This window comes from Arthrobacter sp. KBS0702, assembly GCF_005937985.2.
In the GTDB taxonomy this organism is placed as follows: Bacteria; Actinomycetota; Actinomycetes; order Actinomycetales; family Micrococcaceae; genus Arthrobacter.
On record NZ_CP042172.1, the window covers coordinates 837,524 to 855,885 of the forward strand.

The 18,362-nt window shown below is 62.6% G+C and carries 16 protein-coding genes; 8 read left to right on the plus strand and 8 right to left on the minus strand.

The window, feature by feature from the left end:
* Window positions 1–48 precede the first annotated feature (48 nt).
* On the plus strand, window positions 49–3,204 hold the full coding sequence (locus tag FFF93_RS03900; protein WP_138770076.1) for a DUF3427 domain-containing protein: 3,156 nt from the start codon (window positions 49–51) through the stop codon (window positions 3,202–3,204).
* A 624-nt stretch (window positions 3,205–3,828) separates the two neighbouring features.
* On the opposite strand, the gene FFF93_RS03905 is transcribed toward FFF93_RS03900, so the two are convergent.
* Window positions 3,829–4,149: a hypothetical protein gene (locus FFF93_RS03905; protein WP_138770075.1), complete on the minus strand. Its 321-nt coding sequence runs from the start codon at window positions 4,147–4,149 to the stop codon at window positions 3,829–3,831.
* Window positions 4,150–4,780: 631 nt separating this feature from the next.
* Here FFF93_RS03905 and FFF93_RS03910 point away from each other — a divergent pair.
* Window positions 4,781–5,386 carry a restriction endonuclease gene (locus FFF93_RS03910; protein WP_186372222.1) on the plus strand — a complete coding sequence of 202 codons (606 nt, stop codon included), beginning with the start codon at window positions 4,781–4,783 and terminating at the stop codon, window positions 5,384–5,386.
* Between the two features lie 23 nt (window positions 5,387–5,409).
* On the opposite strand, the gene FFF93_RS03915 is transcribed toward FFF93_RS03910, so the two are convergent.
* Window positions 5,410–6,246 carry a site-specific DNA-methyltransferase gene (locus tag FFF93_RS03915; protein WP_222424642.1) on the minus strand — a complete coding sequence of 279 codons (837 nt, stop codon included), beginning with the start codon at window positions 6,244–6,246 and terminating at the stop codon, window positions 5,410–5,412.
* Between the two features lie 672 nt (window positions 6,247–6,918).
* On the opposite strand from FFF93_RS03915, the gene FFF93_RS03920 reads away from it, so the two are divergent.
* Both FFF93_RS03920 and FFF93_RS03925 read left to right on the plus strand, forming a co-directional pair.
* Window positions 6,919–8,466, plus strand: coding sequence for an ATP-binding protein (locus FFF93_RS03920; protein ID WP_186372223.1), 1,548 nt, complete (start codon window positions 6,919–6,921; stop codon window positions 8,464–8,466).
* A complete protein-coding gene (locus tag FFF93_RS03925; protein ID WP_138770072.1) occupies window positions 8,463–9,416 on the plus strand; it encodes a hypothetical protein in 954 nt (317 codons plus the stop codon). Before FFF93_RS03920 ends, FFF93_RS03925 begins: the two co-directional genes overlap by 4 nt.
* A 272-nt stretch (window positions 9,417–9,688) precedes the next feature.
* Here the strand turns inward: FFF93_RS03925 and FFF93_RS03930 are convergent, their stop codons facing one another.
* Together FFF93_RS03930 and FFF93_RS03935 are read right to left on the minus strand one after the other, a co-directional pair.
* Window positions 9,689–10,954 (minus strand): NAD(P)/FAD-dependent oxidoreductase, encoded by a 1,266-nt coding sequence (locus FFF93_RS03930; RefSeq protein ID WP_138770071.1) that lies wholly within the window; start codon window positions 10,952–10,954, stop codon window positions 9,689–9,691.
* A 2-nt stretch (window positions 10,955–10,956) separates the two neighbouring features.
* Window positions 10,957–11,343 (minus strand): TfoX/Sxy family protein, encoded by a 387-nt coding sequence (locus tag FFF93_RS03935; RefSeq protein WP_138770558.1) that lies wholly within the window; start codon window positions 11,341–11,343, stop codon window positions 10,957–10,959.
* 310 nt (window positions 11,344–11,653) lie between these two features.
* Here FFF93_RS03935 and FFF93_RS03940 point away from each other — a divergent pair, with 310 nt between their 5' ends.
* Complete coding sequence (locus FFF93_RS03940; protein ID WP_138770070.1) at window positions 11,654–12,010, plus strand: hypothetical protein; 357 nt, start codon at window positions 11,654–11,656, stop codon at window positions 12,008–12,010.
* 63 nt (window positions 12,011–12,073) lie between these two features.
* On the opposite strand, the gene FFF93_RS03945 is transcribed toward FFF93_RS03940, so the two are convergent.
* From FFF93_RS03945 to FFF93_RS03955, 3 genes are all read right to left on the minus strand, one after another.
* Window positions 12,074–12,820, minus strand: a complete 747-nt coding sequence (locus FFF93_RS03945; RefSeq protein ID WP_138770069.1) for a haloacid dehalogenase type II — start codon at window positions 12,818–12,820, stop codon at window positions 12,074–12,076.
* A 163-nt stretch (window positions 12,821–12,983) separates the two neighbouring features.
* A complete protein-coding gene (locus FFF93_RS03950; RefSeq protein WP_186372224.1) occupies window positions 12,984–13,184 on the minus strand; it encodes a hypothetical protein in 201 nt (66 codons plus the stop codon).
* Between the two features lie 108 nt (window positions 13,185–13,292).
* Entirely contained in the window at window positions 13,293–13,745 is a 453-nt protein-coding gene (locus FFF93_RS03955) for a DUF4383 domain-containing protein (RefSeq protein WP_138770068.1), read from the minus strand.
* A 194-nt stretch (window positions 13,746–13,939) separates the two neighbouring features.
* Here FFF93_RS03955 and FFF93_RS03960 point away from each other — a divergent pair, with 194 nt between their 5' ends.
* Both FFF93_RS03960 and FFF93_RS03965 read left to right on the plus strand, forming a co-directional pair.
* Window positions 13,940–14,434 carry an SRPBCC family protein gene (locus tag FFF93_RS03960; RefSeq protein ID WP_138770067.1) on the plus strand — a complete coding sequence of 165 codons (495 nt, stop codon included), beginning with the start codon at window positions 13,940–13,942 and terminating at the stop codon, window positions 14,432–14,434.
* Window positions 14,435–14,599: 165 nt separating this feature from the next.
* On the plus strand, window positions 14,600–15,796 hold the full coding sequence (locus FFF93_RS03965; protein WP_222424643.1) for an acyltransferase: 1,197 nt from the start codon (window positions 14,600–14,602) through the stop codon (window positions 15,794–15,796).
* Window positions 15,797–15,839: 43 nt separating this feature from the next.
* Here the strand turns inward: FFF93_RS03965 and FFF93_RS03970 are convergent, their stop codons facing one another.
* Window positions 15,840–16,580, minus strand: coding sequence for a YoaK family protein (locus tag FFF93_RS03970; protein ID WP_261375283.1), 741 nt, complete (start codon window positions 16,578–16,580; stop codon window positions 15,840–15,842).
* Between the two features lie 107 nt (window positions 16,581–16,687).
* Between FFF93_RS03970 and FFF93_RS03975 the strand changes: the two genes are divergently transcribed.
* The gene (locus FFF93_RS03975; protein WP_138770065.1) at window positions 16,688–18,361 is read left to right on the plus strand and encodes an ABC transporter substrate-binding protein; all 1,674 of its coding nucleotides are present in this window, start codon (window positions 16,688–16,690) and stop codon (window positions 18,359–18,361) included.
* Window position 18,362 lies beyond the last annotated feature (1 nt).

Genomic DNA, 18,362 nt, shown 5'->3' on the forward strand with positions numbered 1-18,362 from the left:
ACTAGCGTCAACGCATGGATTGCGAACGCCATCAAATACCCTGGCGCAGTGACTAATTACATTTGGGGAGCGGCAGCGGAGCAGCTGCCCGAGGGCCTGTACGAACTTCTCAATACGGATGCACTTGGTGGCCTGCTTGGTCAGGAAGCAGAACTGCAGCCAGTCTTCGCAGAAATCGAAGACGAAGATTCCCCGGATATCCTCTCCCGCCACGTAGCAGACGCCGTCCGCCGGGCCCTGAGCGCGGCCAAACCAGCCGACCGCGTCGCCCTCGCGAACAAGCTCCTCCAGGAACTGAGCACCGGAGACCGCATCGCCCCCGGTCCCACCCAACTCCAGTCCCTCCACCGCCCGGACACCCTCAAACGCCGCAACCTCCGCCGCCCCACCACCAAACTGAGCGACTCCGCTCTTCTGACCAACAGCAAAGACGATCCCAACCTCGCCGCGGAACTCAGGACCGAGATCGAGTCGGCCAACACGGTGGACCTGCTCTGCGCCTTTGTCCGCTGGACCGGACTAAGGCTCCTCGAACCCGCCCTAGAGCAACTCAAAGAACGCGGCGCCCGCCTAAGGGTCATCACCACCACCTACATGGGCGCCACGGAACGTCGCGCCATCGACGAACTCGTCGACCGCTACGGCGCCGAAGTGAAGATCAACTACGAAACCCAGGCCACCCGCCTCCATGCCAAGGCCTGGCTGTTCCGCCGCAACTCCGGCTTCGACACGGCCTATGTCGGCAGTTCAAACCTCAGCCAGGCCGCGCTTCTAGACGGCCTGGAATGGAATGTGCGGCTCAGCTCCGTCGGCACGCCCACCCTGCTGCAGAAATTCGAGGTCACCTTCGACAGCTACTGGGAACAGCGCGCTTTCCAAAGCTACGACCCGGAACGCGACGGCGAAAAGCTGGACGCTGCGCTGGACCGCAACGGCGGCCGGCGTACGGCAATCCCCGGGGCAGCCACCGGCCTTGAGCTCCAGCCCTTCCTCCACCAAGAGGAGATGCTCGAAGATCTCGAAGTCGAACGGCTCAAAGGCTTCAACCACAACCTCCTGGTCGCCGCCACCGGCACTGGCAAGACCGTCATCGCGGCGCTGGACTACAAGCGCCTCCGCGAAGCGGCGGGCAAGGACCTGAAGTTGCTCTTTGTCGCCCACCGCCAGGAAATCCTCAAGCAGGCCATGCGCACCTACCGCGACGTCATGCAGGACGGCGCCTTCGGCGAGCTCTACGTCGGGGAGCACAAACCACGGCAGTGGAAGCACATCTTCGCCTCGGTCCAGTCACTGTCCTCCCTCGGCATCGACAAGCTGGAACCCGACTTCTTTGACGTCGTCGTCATAGACGAATTTCACCACGCCATGGCACCCACCTACCGCCGGCTGCTGGACCACCTGCAGCCGCAGCAGCTGCTCGGCCTGACCGCAACGCCGGAACGGGGCGATGGGGTCGACGTCGCCCAGCAGTTCTTCGACGGCCGCACCGCAAGCGAACTGCGCCTCTGGGATGCCCTGGACGCCGATCTGCTGGTACCGTTCCACTATTTCGGCATCTCGGACGACGTCGACCTGAGCCAGCTGGAATGGAAGCGCGGCAACTATGACACCGCGCAGCTGAACAACCTCTACACCGGCAACGACGCGCGCGCCGCCAAGGTGATCCGCGAACTCCGTGACAAGGTCACCAGCACCGAGCAGATGCGGGCCATCGGCTTCTGCGTCTCGGTCCAGCACGCCCACTACATGGCCGAGGTCTTCAACCGCGCCGGCATCGCCTCCGTAGCGGTTGACGGCAGCACCGACGACGCCGACCGCGCGGCAGCGCTGAAGCGGCTCGCCGAACGCGAGATCAACTGCGTCTTCGCCGTCGACCTCTTCAACGAAGGCCTGGACCTCCCGCAGGTGGACACCATCCTGATGCTCCGGCCCACGCAGAGCGCCACCATCTTCCTCCAGCAACTGGGACGAGGGCTGCGCCGCGCCGAGGGCAAGGCGGTACTGACCGTCATGGACTTCATCGGCCAGCAACGCCGCGAGTTCCGCTTCGACCTGCGCTACCGGGCACTCACCGGCTACGGGCGCAAGGAACTGGAAAAGGCCGTCGAGGACGAGTTCCCCTACCTGCCGTCGGGCTCGCAGATTGTGCTGGACCGGGTGGCGCAGAAGGTGGTGCTGGACAACATCAAGGCCCAACTCCGGTTCAACCGCGCCCAGCTGGTCCGGGACATCGCCTCCTACGCGGAGACGGAACTGGCAAGCTATCTGGAGCGGTCCGGGAACGACGTGAAGTCGATCTACCGGTCCACCAGGGATTCGTGGACCGGCTACCTGCGCCAGGCCCGGCTGATCGACGGGTACTCGCCGCTGGAGACGGTGCTTGGCGGAAGGATCCGGGAGCTGTCCGACGCCGACGAGAAGAAGCTCCTTGGCCGGATGGCCGCGCTGATCCATGTGGATGATCCGGAACGCGCCGCGGCGTACTCGATGCTGGTCGGCGCCGACGCGCCCCGCTACGCGGAGCTCGGCATGCGCGAGCAGACGTTCGCCCGCATGCTGTTCTACACGCTCTGGGACGACGGCGGCGGTTTCCCGTCGTACGACGCCGGCCTGGACTATCTGCGCGGCTACCAGTTCGTGTGCAGTGAGATCCGCCAGATCGTGAAGCTCGGCGTGGCCACGTCCAAGCATGCCGCCAAGGGCCTCGGTGCGGGGCTGCAGCACGTTCCGCTGCTCTCGCACGCAACCTACCGGCGCGAGGAGATCCTGGCGGCGCTCCAGTACGGGTCGCTGGAACTCGGCAAGAACGTGCAGCACCGCGAAGGTGTGGCCTGGTGTCCCGCGACGTCCACGGACGCCTTCTTCGTTACGCTCAACAAGGACGACAAGAAGCACTCGGCTACGACGATGTATAAGGACTATGCGATCAGCCCTGAGCTCTTTCACTGGGAATCGCAGAACGCCACCTCGCCGGGAAGTCCGACGGGCAGGCGCTACCTGGACCGGGCTGCTCATGGCTCGAAGGTCCTGATCTTCACGCGCGACACGTCGGAGGACGAGACCGGGCTGACCGTTCCGTACACGTGCCTGGGCCAGGTGGACTATGTGCAGCACTCGGGTGAAAAGCCGATCGCGATCACGTGGAAGCTTCACCGGCCGATGCCGGCGGATGTGTTTGCGACGGCTGCTGTGGTGGCGCAATGAATATGATCCCTATGACCTGTCCGGGGGTGGAAGATTTGTCCGTTTTCCTCAGGTGAAAGGATCAACCTCATAAGTTCACCGGGTCCCTTCTGCGCATCGCTGAAACTATGTCTCTGAGGTCGAGGGAGAAATTTGCTCAGTTGGCGCTCATCCGTCCCCCGACCCGCTAAGCGTTGCAGTGCATTGCCATGCGCGCGGGCTGACAGGCACCTCAACACTTCAGCCAAAGGCCCTACTATCGCGGATACCCGATGTGCCGATTGTGGTCTTCAACGGTGCCCACCCGTCGGTGACCGTAGAATTTTAGCCATCTGTTCCAAACCACTGCGGCTGCGTACACCGAGAGCACTCGGCGCATATCGACGGTTGTATGCTTCCTCTGCTAGGGAGCCGTCCGCCTCTCGTTGCCGTCGGTGCGCAAGGGAGTTCCGAGGACTAGAAGTAAAGCCACAGCCGGCACGAGGAGCCCGGGGTCTGCCCAGGCCGGTCTTCCCAGTAGACATGTTTGGGTTGGCTCACCAGAGCTGAAGCTCGCTCAGCGAGGTTGGATTCCAACTCGTTATTTGCGGGCCGGCAGGGGACCCGGGCTTCGCCTGGCGAATTGCTGGCTTGGTGCGGGATATTTTAGAGCTTGTCGATCCAAGTCTCTTCTTCACGGTTGTCCCAGGCCGAGCCGGAAAGTGTCTCAGTTTTACGTCCCCACCGTTCGATTCGAGACAACACTTGGCGGACTTCGCGTGAATAGATTTCACCAATATTCGTAATTTTCCGAGCGATGGAACTGTGAATGACGTCCTGACGTTCGGTCATGTCGGATATTCCAACTTTGTCAAAGGAACGACGAATACTTGCGATCTGCGCAGGTGACACGAAAGGATCCTCGACGACTGGGTGTATGGGTGGCGCCTCGGGAAGATCAAAGAGTCTTGGTTCCTCATGCGTCATTTGCGGGCACATTCCTTCGCTGGGTGGAGGGCGACGCGCCCATTTTATCCGGTTCATCTGGGAAAATTATGTACCGAGGCCTCACTAGGCACATCGTGCGGCCCGAGAACGTGCGCTTCGCCGCGGTGTCCTTAAGCGGCGTGGAAAACTACCGGCATTCGGGAGTTCATTTGTAAGGCTCTGGTTCCACAACAGTGTGTAGGACTGGGGGCCTCGCAACCCCGCCACGTTCATGCGTACATCAGGCGTAAGTGAGAGATTGGTCCGGATCACCCTTCGCGTCGGCGTCGGCGTCAGGCTTGGGCGCATCGCTTCAGAAGATAATCTCACCTATGTCATTGGCCTTGGTGCCGATATCGAACGTTCGTCTTTAGGATGGGTCGGGGGTGGGGTAGAGGATCGAGGTCCCTCTTTCCTGGAGAATTGGAACGCATCGTCGAACTTACCCGCTTGAATCTCACCGATACCGCGCTACATGCGGTACCACATACTTCCCAGCTGGTGGCAAGAGGCCGGAGCTGCTCGCTGCATCAGTGATGATGTCACTTCTCGAAATGGGCCAAGTCATAAATCGAAGACCGACACGCAAGCCTTACCATCCGATCCTCGACACCGGGTTTACGCTGGGGTCGTGAAAATAGCTGAACGGATAATTCTCGGAGACCTTAACAAATTTCAACACGGCGAAGCTTGGGAGCAAGCTGAAACCGAAATCGAGGCAGCAATTCACGCTGTAGTCTGGCCTCCTGGGGCGATAGACTTTACGATCCAACCGGCACGGAAAGGTAACGGCGTTGTGCCAATAAAGGCAGAGTGCATGTCCTCTTTGAAGGCCGCCGGTTGGGAGGTAGAACGGAGGTTTGGGATACCAGGCGACGTGCGGCCTGGGCCCATTGACGCTCAGAAGGAAATCAACGGAGACGTAATTCTTCTAGAATGGGAGACGGGAAACATATCGTCGAGCCACAGGGCGCTCAACAAAATGGCGGTAGGAATTAAGTCCACAAATGCAATAGCCGGCGTACTCATAGTCCCGAGCGCTGACTGCGCAAAGTATCTAACGGACCGCATTGGAAATATCCGAGAGTTGCGACCATACTTTCCAATCTGGGAAGAGTGGGCGAGCTCATATGGGTTTCTGGCGATCTACGTGGTGGAGCACGACAATGTTGACAGCGACGTTCAGCTCATCGGAAAAGGACTGGATGGGCGGGCTAGAGGAGCAGTCAGAGCCTAGTGCCACGTGGGGATAACGGCGCCCTATGAAGCCTCGATTCTATCGAGGCGCTTCCGGGGTTTCCGTACGCTGTCTCCAGCATTGGGCATGTCTACGACATTTTCGACGCCAATGAGTCGATTCGTTATGTGGGAACAATCGCCGATTTCGACACCGATCCATCGTCGATGCATTTTCTCGGCAACGGCATACGTCGTGCCGCTTCCGCCAAAAGGGTCGAAGACCATATCACCGGGAACGCTGGCGATAGTGAGAACCCGCTCCAACAACTTCTCACTGAGTTCGTTTGCTCCGCGGTTTTTAGTTCGTTTATGCCTCACTGGGGAAATGTCAAACCAGACATCGGTCAGATTGATCCCATCGGGATGCAGCTTATTACGATGCCCTCCGTAGTCCTTGATGTCTTTGCCGCAATGGCGGCAGACATCAATCGGGAGGCGCGGGCGCTCAAACGTCTTCGGCTTGCCTTTGGTGAAATACAACAGGGAGTAATGGCTTGGATAGAGCTTCTTTTGGATTGGCAATCCGAATTTAATATCGATGGCAACCCAGTGTCGGAACAGCAACCCAAGATCCAGCATGCTTTGCCCGTTGCTTATGTTCCACTTGGGGAGGTTATAAAGGAAAAATGCCCCGCCTGGCGCCAGAACCCTGGCGCACTCCGTGATCCAGGCACGGCTCCAATCCAAGTATTCATGCTCCTTCATTTCGTCGGTTATGCCCCTGCCGTAGTCCTTGCCGAGGTTGAACGGCGGATCAGCGAAAACGACGTCCACAGAATCGGACTCCATTTCCGCAAGCAGATCCATGCAGTCGCCTCTGTATAACTTCCCCAGGTCGGTTGCGAGTTCCAGTTCCAAGATGATCCTTCCAGCGGTGATGGAGTCCAATGTAAAGCGGGGGTACGACGAAAGCAGCCCGCGCCGCCGGCGGCCCAGGGGCCTCAACCCGGTCCGAGTAAGACCGCGGCTGTTGACCCCGACGGCTTATCGGTGGACTGAGGCGCCCGGTTGGCGTCCCATGCGCTGTCGGGTTCCGGCGGACACCGTCGCGAACGGTCCACGAATAACCGCGCTGGCACCATGGAGCCAAGGAGACGCCGGCGCTCGATGCCTGCGTCGCAATCATCGCCTACGTGAAGGCGCAGAAGCCCTGCTAGTCCTGATGCAGATCTGACTCGAGGTCTGCAGCGATGCGAAACGCCGCGAGTACCCGCGGTCAGTTGAGGAAGGCTGTCCGTCGCTCATGACCTACCAGCTTAGTAGATCCCGACGGCTGTATCGTACACACAAGGCCGCCTAAGGGCCTGAAGGCAATTAACGGCTCTGCTTGCGCGCAGGCTGATCATGTGGTGGCTGCCAGCGGTATTTAAACCTGCTGGACGGAAGTGCTTAGATGTGCTTTGGGCGAAGCGGGACGAGCTAGTTTATGCACACGCGCGTTCGCGCAGTCTCAGGAGGCGGCCAGCTGATAGCGTGCGTGCAGAGGGCCGTTCCTACTTAGCGAGCCAACAGACTTTTGGGGAGGGAATCGTGACTGAATCGGAATCGACCGTCAACGGGCGTAGCAATTCGGACGCAAGCAGGGGAGCCGAGAGCTTCGACGGCGAGATTCTTGTGGGCTCAAGGATTATCGACGACCTTAGCTCTGGCCTTTATAACAGTCCAGCCTCGTGCCTCAAGGAGCTGGTCAACAACAGCTATGACGCGGATGCAACCGTCGTTGAGGTGCTAATCAAGCCGGATGCAGAATTCATTGCTATTGAGGACAATGGCTGCGGAATGTCCAAGGCCGAATTCAGCACACACTTTAGTAGAATTTCTGAATCCCACAAGCGGGAAGGCTCTAGCTTCACCCCCTCAGGTCGTCCGAAGATTGGCAAAATCGGTATTGGCTTCATTGCGGCTAACGAGCTATGTGATCGAATGGAGATTCACTCTACCAAAGAAGGTAGCCGTGAACGCCTGGTAGTCACCATTGACTTTGAAGTAATGCGGACCAAATCACCAGCAGAACGCAAGGAAGGGGCCGAGAACTATAAAAAAGGAGACTATTCAGGCGTAGTAACTTTCGATGCCGATCCGGGCGAGCACTACACTAAAATCTATCTTAAGGATGTGCGAGAATCGGCTCGTGAGATTATGGCCGGCGCCGAGCCGCCTCGGGAAGACATGGCCTATAAGTCATTCTACGGGCTCAAGCCGGAAACTATCGCGGATAATCTGGCGCATCTTAAGTCTTGGTCGGAACTGGACGAATATAGCAAAACAATGCTTGGCGTTGCTTTGAATGTACCTGTTGCCTATCCCGGTGGTTGGTTGGGAGAAGATCCTCCGAACGAGGTCCTTGACTTGGCCGATCATGTAACGCAGCTTAGATTTAGCGTAAATTATGATGGCACCCCGCTGTATAAACCGATCGTCTTACGAAGCGATGCCCGTAAATCTAAGATGATAACTCGACCGGTCGTGTACGAAGGTAAGAATGTTTCGTTGCGGGGATACTTTCATGCGACTCACGGTATGCTTCGACCAGAAGATCTTAATGGAGTCTTAATTCGCATAAGGAATGCGGCTGTTGGTGAGTATATTCGAGACTTCTTGGGATATCCCTCAAGTACGGGCCAGCTGTTCCAGCGATGGGTGAGCGCGGAAATCTATGTGGATGACAGGTTGGAAGATGCTCTCAACATAGATAGAAGGACTCTTCGTGAGACCCATGATGCATATGTGGAGCTTCGGGAGTGGTTGCATGATGAGCTGTCAGCTTTTATTAAGCAGGTTCGCAGGGAGCTGTATTCTGAACCCTCGAAGAAGAGGTCCGTCGAGCGCGGTAGGGCGGCCGCAACTGCGCTGGCCGAAGTAGCCTCCCTAGCGGAAAATCGGATTTCCGTTACGGCCCGAAACGAGGTGGTCGAAGCCACGTTGCTCGGTGACCTTTCCCCTGGCCGTCATAAGTCGCCGCGGACCTTCTCCGTGGCTGAGGTTTTTGAGATGGCGATCAAAGTGGCGGCCGATACACTTCCACGTCCTCTTGCTGAAGCATATATCGCCGAATTTTCTCGCCGGATGAAGGGATGAACGCGCTGCCGCCGGCCGATCGTGCCATAGATTTGGCCATGGCCTCAGCTTCGGAATCCAAAAACTACATACGCAGTCGCTGGATTCAGGAGATTAATCGCAGACGGGTCGGTCACGACTCCGGGGTCCTTTATGTAACTCTTTGCGGCGCTCATGGGCTCGACATCAGCGCGCTAATCGACGCTGGTGTCATTGGGCTGACGGAGAATGATTCAATCGCGGCTGCTGATGCCGGGCTAGTTGTCGCATATGAAAAGAACATGCCTGCGGTCGCCGCCGTTAAGAGGAAGTTTCCCGGCCTCAAGGTCGTGGAAAGTGATATACATGAGAAGTTACGCGTGGGCGCGCTTTTTGCGAGCCCGAGTAGAGAAGACAAGCAAATTTTCCGGGCCCCGGTGATAAATCTGGATTATGACGGAAATGTTCGAATCCAGGACGGTAAGTCGCCGTTCGTGGAAGCAGCTGTCCGACTAGCCGAATTTCATGCCTCTGACATGAAGTCATGGTCACTGCTGATAACGGCTAATGCTTCCATCTCGTGGGACGAAGATGGTCAGAAATGGGCTAAGTCTTTCCTCTCTCAATATCTTGAAGAGGAGCTGGTTCTTTCCCAGAAGGTTCAAAGTGACGTTCGCTTCCTGGCTGAGGATTGCGATCTCCGACAAGTCGACTTTGACGTCCAGCAATATATTGTGTCCATATTCCTACCGCTGCGACTAGCGGACGACTTGGTGTCGCGTCACTGGCTTGTTTCACCGTCCTCGGTCTTCGTCTATTCCGGAGGCGGTGGTGCCCCGATGGTTTCTTGGATCTTGAGCATCGATCATGATCCAAGTGCCCCCGCTAACCGGCTTCGGCTGCTGAAACAATTGCCACAAACGCTGATGGCTTGCGTAGAAGATTTACGTGAGTCTGGGGGTGCGGACGGCTCAGACGTAGCCGAGCGATGAGATACTGCGACACCCAGCCACGCCGCCGCGCGTCCGACAAGTGCCACCAAGGGCGAATGTCGGCACGAAGAACCACAGAGTGGAGGTCCTCGAGCCGTATTGGGTAGGTCATCATTCGCTGCGAGCCTTAGTTCTCGACCGCGAGTGCACGACTAGCTGCCGATCGTCCTGGCCGACCTGGTGGAGCAGGGGTTCGACACCCTCATCAACCACAAGGACACGGCCGTGATGTGCTGGTGCATCCGTAGCGGCCGGAGCTTGGAAACCTCGCGTCACCGCCCCGCGATATGGCCCGCCACGAACTCCGCGTCGTCGCCCACCACGGCCAACGTCGCCGACAGGTGCTTCGTGAGCCAGGGCAGGCCCACGGCGTAGAGGCCCGGGACCTCGGTGACGCCGCGGCTGTGCCGCGGGTAGTTCCGCTCGTCGAGGACCGGGACGTCGAGGAAGCCGAAGTCCAGGCCGTAGCCGGTGCACCAGATGACTGCGGTGACGCCCTCAGTCGTCAGGTTGAGCCGCGCCCCCGATTCTGGGGGCAGCCAGTCGTCCGCCGGCGTGGGCTCTGCGGGCGGGGCGTCGATGCCTGCCGCGGCGATGTAGGCGTCGGCCATCCGCCCCAGCCGCGCATCGAACCCCGCCTCTACCAGCGCGAGGCGTTCGGGGAGATCATCGCTGAAGACGAGGGCGCCGTCGTCCGTTCCCTCATACCGGGCGTGCAGGCGGACTCCCCGGCGGCCGAGGTCGCGAAGGTGGATGCTGTGGCCGCCGCCGTTGCCGGAGATCAGCGGGTTGCACATGAACCGCGCGGCCGGCGAGGGCAGCTGGTCCGCCTGGAGGCCGTTGATGCCGAACTCGGGGCCGTGCAGGTTGAGCTGCAGGATCCAGAAGAAAACATCCTGGCCGCGGTACCGCCGCGGAGCCTCGGGGCAGGTCGCGACGGCAAGGTGGACCTCCCGGCCGGCGTCGAGCAGGTCCTCCGTGATCTGGCCGCCGGACTGCCCGGTACCCACCACCAGCACGGCGCCGTCGGGAAGTTGCTGCGCGTTGCGGTAGTCGTGACTGTGCAGCTGAAGGATGTGCCGGGGGAGTGCCGCGGCCGACGCCGGGATTCGCGGACGCTGGAAGGCGCCGTTCGCGAGGACCACGTTCCGTGCGAGCCAGCGGCCCTGGTTGGTCTCTATGGTGAAGCCGCCGTCGACGACGCCGACCCGGGTCACCTCCGTACCGAGCCGGACCGGCGCCTTGATCCGCTCGGCGTAGTCACGGAACAGCCCGATCACCTCGTCGCGGGGGAGGAAGGCGTCCGGCTCGGGACCGTCGTAGACCAGCTCCGGCAACAGGAACGCAAAGTTCGGGGTGTTCAGGTAGAACGAATCCCAGCGGTCCTGCCAGGCGCCGCCCAGTTCCGGCCGCTGTTCCAGCAGTTGATGGTCGACGCCGTTCCGGCTCAGCCAGTAGCTGGTCGCCAGGCCGGCCTGCCCCGCGCCGATCACCAGGGTGTCGACCTCGTGGACTGGCTCTGCGCCGGGGGAGGGCACGGCTACTTCTTGGAAACCCTTGCGGACTTCGGAGCCTTGGTGGTCTTCGGCGGCAGCCCGGCCACGTACTCGAACGCCTTTTCCACCCAGACCCTGGCGCGCGCTTCGTCGTCGCCGTCGCCGTTCCAGATCTCCGGCAGCCCGGTGTAGCCGCCCATGGGGCGCTCGGCCGGCCCGAACGGAACGGTCCGCTCGGTGCGTTCGAGCGTCGCTTTGTCCGCCTCGGAGAGCTTCACCCCGATGGTGGGGCCGAACAGGCCGGCGAACATGTTGCCGTTCACGAACGCCCCGAGGTTCCCGAACATCGGCTTGATGACCACCTCGGGAGTCTCCGGCACCACAGCGCGGAAGCGGGCCTTGTCGGCGTCGGACGCTTTCGGCATTTCCATGAGCACCTCCGGGACGCTGCGGGCCACGAGTGGGCTTTCCTGCAGGATATGCCCGCCACCGGGCGCGGTACAGGCCGCCGATGTGCAGCCGCGTTATCGGTGATCGGATTTCCCATCGATGATCCCAGCATTCGGCCGCGACTCCTCAGTTGGCAGGCTGCCCTTGTCCGTCTGGACCCTATGTCGCGGGATGTCATCAGGAGCCGCTCGCGCCACCGACGGCTGCGGCGCAAGTTGAGGTTGGTTCGTCGACGGCCCAGGTAACGGTTGGGGTGTTCACATAACCGGTCCTGCTTGGAACAATGTCGGCATGGCACGGATTATCCGGTTCCTGTTGTTCCTGGCAGCCATGGCCTACCTGATCGTGGCAACCTGGCTGTTCGTCGTCGCGCTCGTCATTACAGTGGCGGTCGTCGGGCATGTGCGCGGCAGGCGCCGGGTCGCCCAGCGCGCTGCCATGGCAGCAAAGCTCCACCGTCCACCCACCCCGCACTCTCTACCGCGCCCGGCGCCGATCGCCGCCCCGGCATCTGCCTATCTGCGCCGGTGGTCTGTCCAGCGCCGGCGGTACGTCGCCGGTGACAAGGACGACTGGGACAAGGCCTTCAGGGACGCCGAGCTTGGGGCGCAGGTTAGCCTCGCCGGGCCGGGCGCCTACCTGAGGTAGCACGGGTCCCGCTGGGTGGTTCAGGCATCGCTGGGCAACCCGGCGCAACCTGCGGTGGCCAGTTCAGGCCTCGAGCTCGTGGGCAAGTTCGGCGATGCTCGACGCCGAGAGGTCCCAATCGCTCTCCGGCGTCAGATCCGCAACCTGGCCAGGGCCGTATTCGGTGGGGCGGGCGATGAACGCCGTCGCCAGCCCGGCCTCCCGGGCAGCACGCAGGTCGTTGTTGTGGGCGGCCACGAGCATCACTTCCCCAGGCCTGAGGTCCAGGAATTCCGCGGTCCTAAGGTAGGCCGTCGGCAGTGGCTTGTACGTGCGCGTCATGTCCGAGCCGATGATGACGTCCCACGGAAGGCCGGCGTTTCTGGCCATGTCCAACAGCAGTGAGGTGTTGCCATTGGAGAGAGGGCCCACGATGTAGCTACGGCGGATGGCGGCCAGTCCCGCCAAGCTGTCCGGCCACGGCGGCAGCCGGTGCCAGGATTTGTTCAGCTCGTCAAGGGTTCCGGCGTCCACCCGGTCCGGATCGAAGCCGTGGCGGCGGAGCACCGGATCCAGGTTTTCGCGGTGGAGTGTGTCCAGGGTGGCGAATGCGCGGGATCCGGAGCGGATGGCCTCCATTGCCGGCTGGTAGAGGGCGCGCCAGTCATCGGCGAACGCCTCGGCGTCGAGATCCTGCCCGTGTGCCGCGGCGAAGGCGGCCGCCTGCCGGGCGACGCCAGCGCGCCAGTCCACCACTGTGCCGAAGGTGTCGAAGAGGACGGCGCGTACCTCGCACCCGGTTGACGGTGAACGGTATGGCTGGAACTTCATAGCCTGTCTCCTTTGCGAGAGTTCGCTGAACGTTAGTCTGGCACTATACGCACCTTGCGCATTGGCGAAACGGCCGCGCCTTCTCTTCCCCGGTTCCTGCCCGCCTGAGCCGGGTTTCCAACTGTGTTCAGCGAGGAACCGCGCGGGGCCGGTCCCGGCCCGCTCAGGAGAGCGGCTGCCGCGCGCCGACGCTGACGGAACCGGCCGGTCCCACGTACGAGGGTGCGCCGAACCCTTCGAGCTCAAGCCCAACCGAGATGATCCCGCTGGCCATCGTGTGGGCGAAGTACCCCGGCGTGAGGGTCTGCACCGCTCGGGTGACGCGGGAGCCGACGGGGTTGCGCTTCGCCGGGACGGTGGTCATGGCACCCAGCTGAGGGCCTGCCGATCTTCCCCGACGGAGAACAAACGCGCCCATCGGGGTCCGATGGGCGCGTTCGTTGGGAGGTTGGGTTTTGCGTGCGGCGCTGGCCTAGGCGCGGGCCTTGGCGCGGCCCTTGGTGAGGATGACTGCCAGCGCGATCATGCCGGCGCCGAGCACCAGGTGCAGGATGTTGTCCAGGCTGTTCAGCGGCACAAAGTCGCCGGCCGAATCTTCCGGGACCACCAAGCCGTACACGAACAGGACCAGGTAGATGACGCCGCCGTAGAGCAGGAAGGAGCGGGCGCCGGTGGCGGTGCTGGCCAGCACCAAGCCGGCGGCGCCGAAGAGCAGGTGGACGACGTTGTGCAGGACCGAGACCTGGAACAGGCCCAGCAGCATGGCCTCGGAGTGGTGGCCGGCGAACTGCAGCGACTCGTAGTCGGTGGTGATCCCCGGGACGAAGCCCAGGACGCCGACCAGCAGGAACACGGCGCCGACGGCGAGGCTTGCCTTCTGGACGGTGGTGCGGGCTGTGGTTCGGGAATGGGTCGTGGTGGTCATGCGGGGCTCCTTGGGTGCGGGCTTGCGGTGACGGGCCGGCCGGTGTGCGGCCGGCCCGATGCTTATGCCAGCAATTCGGAGGACACAGGGCTGCGGATTGCTCGAGGAAGATTAAGACCTTGCTGCTGAGGGCAGTGGCTACCTTCGGCGGCAGCCAGCGGCGGTAGAGGGAGGCATCTGTAAGGATGGACCTCATGAATCAGCGCAGCATCCGCCAATACCAAGATTCGGTCACGGTCAACGCATCCGCCGAGACGCTCTACGACCTGGTCTCCGACATCACCCGCACCGGTGAGTGGAGCCCGGTTTGTACGTCATGCTGGTGGGACGACCAGGACGGCGCCGGCCACGTCGGTGCCTGGTTCACGGGCCGTAACGAGCTCCCGACGCGGTCCTGGGAAACCCGATCGCAGGTGGTGGCTGCCGAACGCGGCCGCGAGTTCGCCTGGGTGGTAGGTGGCAAGTATGTCCGCTGGGGCTTCACCCTCACCCCGTCCGACGCCGGAACCGTCCTGAGCGAATCGTGGGAATTCCTGCCGGAGGGGATAGCCATGTTCGATGAGAAATTCGGCGACGGAGCGGACGCCCAAATCGCGGACCGCACCCAGCAGGCGCTCGACGGCATTCCGAGGACGCTCGCCGCCATCAAGCGGATCGCCGAGTCCAGCACTGCCAATATTGGCGCCTAGATCCTGAGACCGGAACGGCTCCAACACCGCACGGCGGCCCGGACGACGTCGGCCGGCGCCGCCCCGCGGCTGGGCGGATGAAGACGCCGCTACCCCGCCCCAATGTAACGAACTGGTAACATAGGGTTGATGCGGAATCAGTCTGGTCAAACCCGAGTCACGCAGTTGGACGGCCTCAGGGGGCTTGCCGCCCTCGTGGTGGTTGCCTGCCATGCGCTCTCCACGCTCCCCGACATCGGGCGGGTGGTGGCCGGCGACCGCACCGGAGGACTGACGAGTTCGGAGGCTTGGGCGGTCTTCTCCCCGCTGCACATCCTCTGGAACGGCACCCCGGCGGTGCACGTCTTTTTTGTGCTCTCCGGCTTCGTGCTGATCCTGCCGTTCACCAAGGCCGGGGCCGCCAGGAGCTGGGCCCCGTACTACGCCAAGCGGCTGCTGCGCCTCTACCTGCCGGCCTGGGCATCCCTGGCCCTGGCGGTCGCGTTGATTGCCCTCATTCCACGGTCGGCGTCGCCGCTGCAAAGCGTCTGGGCGGACATGTACGTGACCGACCCGAGCGTGGGCCAGGTCCTCAAGGATGCCCTGCTCCTGCTGAACGCGAGCACCATCAACACGCCTTTGTGGACCCTCAAGTACGAGGTCGCGTTCTCCCTCCTGCTTCCGGCCTACGTGGTGGCTGCCGTCCGCTGGCGGAACCTCTGGCACCTGAAACTCGTCATCGCGCTGGCCCTGGCCGTCGCGGGCGGGGTGCTCCGCCTGGATTGGCTGATCTATCTCCCGATTTTCGCCATCGGGGCGATCCTTGGCGCCGAACGTGAGCGGATCCGCGAGCTGACCCGGTCCTTGCCGCGCCTCATCTGGCTGCTGGTCGCCGCCGCCGGCCTGTTCCTGGCCAACGCGGAATGGATCAGCCGGGACCAGCCGATCGTCGGCGTCGAGGCTGTGGTCACCGTCGGTGCGACGCTGATCGTCCTGGTGTTCCTGCTGTGCGGCTCGGCGAAGAAACTCGGGGACACCGCCGCGGCGCAGTGGCTGGGCCGCGTCTCCTTCAGCCTCTACCTGGTGCACCTGCCGATCATCCTGGCCGGTGTCACCCTGCTGAGGCAGGTCTCGCTGCCGCTGGCGCTCGCCGTCTCCGTCGCGGCCTCGCTCCTGGCCGCCGAACTGTTCTACCGCTATGTGGAACGGCCTGCGCACCGGCTCTCGATCGCCGCCGGACGCGCCGTGGAGCGGCGCGTCAGCCGGCAGGCAACGGACGCCCGCGGGGCTCGTGAGACCCGAGACTCCCGGATGGACAGCCAGCCGGCCCCGCCGGCCAAGGCCATGGTGAAGCCGACGCCGACGCCGGCGCTCCGCCGCTAAACCGCTGAGGCGCTACGGCGAGCGGCGATCCTGTGCCGCGTGGTCAACCCACCCCGGCCCCAACCCCGGCGGTCTCCTCGACCTCCGCCAAGGCTGCCCGCGCGTCCATCCGAAACCGCGCATGCCCGACACCCACCACAACCGAGGCAATCACAGCGGCCACCCCGAGCCCCAGCCACAACCCCACTAGGAGTGCCGCTGACCCGGTCAGGGCGCCCAGCAAGATCAGTACGATCGCCAGCGCCCGGCGGACCCAGTGGACGCCGCTGCCGCCGGCCAGGCGGGAGTCGGCAGCGAGCCCGGTGATGGTGGACGTGACCACTACCGTGGTGATCTCTGCAACCTTGAGTTTCTTGGCCGTCGCGGCCTGAATCCCCATCACCAGGGCCATCGCCGAGGTAGTGGTGCTGCCCAGGGACTGTTCGGCATGCACCGGCGCCAGGGCCACAAAGACGGTCAACGCCCAGAGGCCCAACGCCACGGTCAGGAAGCTCGCGGAGGTCCGGGCGGACCAGCCCTCGCCGCCGCGACGCAGTACCCGTCCCGCCAAAGCGGCGCCCAACATAAAGAAGGCCAGCGCCAGAGCCGGCCGCAGGATCGGCAGGCCGGTGCCGCCCACCACGGCCATGCCCAGCAGCACCACGTTCCCGGTCATGTTGCCGGTAAACACGCGGTCCAGTCCCAGATAGCCCACGGCATCCACCACGCCGGTGGAAAACGTCAGCATCAGCATCAGGGCCAGATGCAGGCGGTCCGTGCGGACCAAAAATTTTTGGCGATTCACAGAAATATCTCCGATACATCCTTGAAACAAAAGTATACGAATGTAGTATCCATACACCGATTGTATTCAATACAGACGTCGTCTTCGACCCGATGATTTGGATCCGCATGTCACTCTTGTTCCGCACCACCGCCGCCCCGGTCAACGGCCGGCGCTACGCCCGGGCTGCCGCCCTGGTGGGAAGCATCGCCATCGTTGCCGTTGCTGCCACCGGCTGCCAGCCGATCCAAGCCCTGCCAGCAGCCGTCACTCGCACGGACGTAATGTCCGCGCCGATTGGAAACCAGAAAATCCAGGAGGGCGGGGCGCTGGTGATGGCGCTCTCCGCCGAACCGGACCGCCTGGACCCCACGACGTCGTCGTCCCTCTACACGCGCTACGTCATGCAGACGATGTGCCAGAAGCTCTACGACATCGACGACAAGGGCAAGATTGTCCCGCAGTTGGCCACCGCGCTGCCCGTGGTGAGTGCGGACGGCCTTGCCGTGACCATTCCGGTCCGGACCGGCGCCACTTTCGCCGACGGCACCCCGTTCAACGCCGACGCCGCCCGCCTGACGATCGAGCGTGGACTCACCCTGAAAGGCTCTGCGCGGAAGAGCGAATTGGGGCCGATCGCCAGCGTCCAGACGCTGAACGACACCACGCTGCGGATCAACTACAAGAAGCCCTTCGCGCCGATCACCGCAGCCCTTGCGGACCGTGCCGGCATGGTGCTCTCACCCAAGGCCGTGGCCGCCGCCGGCGCCGCCTTCGGTGACCACCCGGTCTGCGTGGGCCCTTTCAAGTTCGCTGGGCGCGTGCCGCAGACCTCCATCAAGGTCGAACGGGACCCGCTCTACTACGACGCCAAAAACGTCCATCTGGACACCATCACCTACCGGATCATGACGGACTCGAACATTCGGGCTGCCAACCTGCGCTCCGGCGCCGTCCAGGTGGCGGACTCCATCTCCCCGCAGGACGTGGACGCACTCTCCAAGGAGGCCGGCGTCGGCATCCTGCAGGTGGGGTCGCTGGGCTACCAGGGCCTGACGCTCAATCTCGGCAACACCGCCGGCGTCGGCAAACCGCCGGGGGAGATCAACACCCCCACGGCCAAGGACGCCAAGGTCCGCCAGGCCCTCTCAATGTCAGTGGACCGCGCGGCCTTGGTGAACACCGTCTTCAACAACTGGTACGAACCGGCCTGTTCGCCGATCGCGCCATCAAGCCCCTTCGCCTCGGACCTGAGCAGGGCCTGCCCGGAGTTCAATCCGACCAAGGCCAAAGCGCTGCTGCAGGAAGCGGGAGTGCAGACCCCATACCCGGTGGAGCTGCAGGTCAGCAATTCTCCTGACGCGCTGCGCTACGCCCAGGCACTGCAGGCTGCCGTGGCGGACGGCGGCTTTGCCCTGACCATCCGGCCCGTGGAGTACTCCACCCTGCTGGACGTTCAGACCCGCGGAAGCTTCGCCGCCCTCCAGCTTGGCTGGTCCGGTCGTGTGGACCCGCATGGCAACATGTTCAACTTCCTCGCCACCGGCGCAGGCAACAACTACTCCGGCTATAGCAACCCCCAGGTGGACAAGCTCCTCGCCCAAGCGTCCAGCGTGACCGACCAGGCCGCCCGGGCGCAGCTCTACGGCCAGGTGGTGAAGCAGGTCCAGGCTGACAATCCGGTGATCTACCTTTACCGCGTCCGCAGCCTCACGGCCTACAGCACCACGGTGGCCGGCATCGACACCTTTGCCGACGGCGTCGTCCACCTCAGCAACGCAGCCTTCGTGACGAAGAAGTAAG

Coding starts and splice junctions, on each gene's coding strand:
- FFF93_RS03975 (WP_138770065.1), top strand. CDS start 16,688: ATGTCACTCTTGTTCCGCACCACCGCCGCCCCGGTCAACGGCCGGCGC.
- FFF93_RS03940 (WP_138770070.1), top strand. CDS start 11,654: ATGGCACGGATTATCCGGTTCCTGTTGTTCCTGGCAGCCATGGCCTAC.
- FFF93_RS03950 (WP_186372224.1), bottom strand. CDS start 13,184: ATGACCACCGTCCCGGCGAAGCGCAACCCCGTCGGCTCCCGCGTCACC.
- FFF93_RS03960 (WP_138770067.1), top strand. CDS start 13,940: ATGAATCAGCGCAGCATCCGCCAATACCAAGATTCGGTCACGGTCAAC.
- FFF93_RS03935 (WP_138770558.1), bottom strand. CDS start 11,343: ATGGAAATGCCGAAAGCGTCCGACGCCGACAAGGCCCGCTTCCGCGCT.
- FFF93_RS03945 (WP_138770069.1), bottom strand. CDS start 12,820: ATGAAGTTCCAGCCATACCGTTCACCGTCAACCGGGTGCGAGGTACGC.
- FFF93_RS03925 (WP_138770072.1), top strand. CDS start 8,463: ATGAACGCGCTGCCGCCGGCCGATCGTGCCATAGATTTGGCCATGGCC.
- FFF93_RS03955 (WP_138770068.1), bottom strand. CDS start 13,745: ATGACCACCACGACCCATTCCCGAACCACAGCCCGCACCACCGTCCAG.
- FFF93_RS03905 (WP_138770075.1), bottom strand. CDS start 4,149: ATGACGCATGAGGAACCAAGACTCTTTGATCTTCCCGAGGCGCCACCC.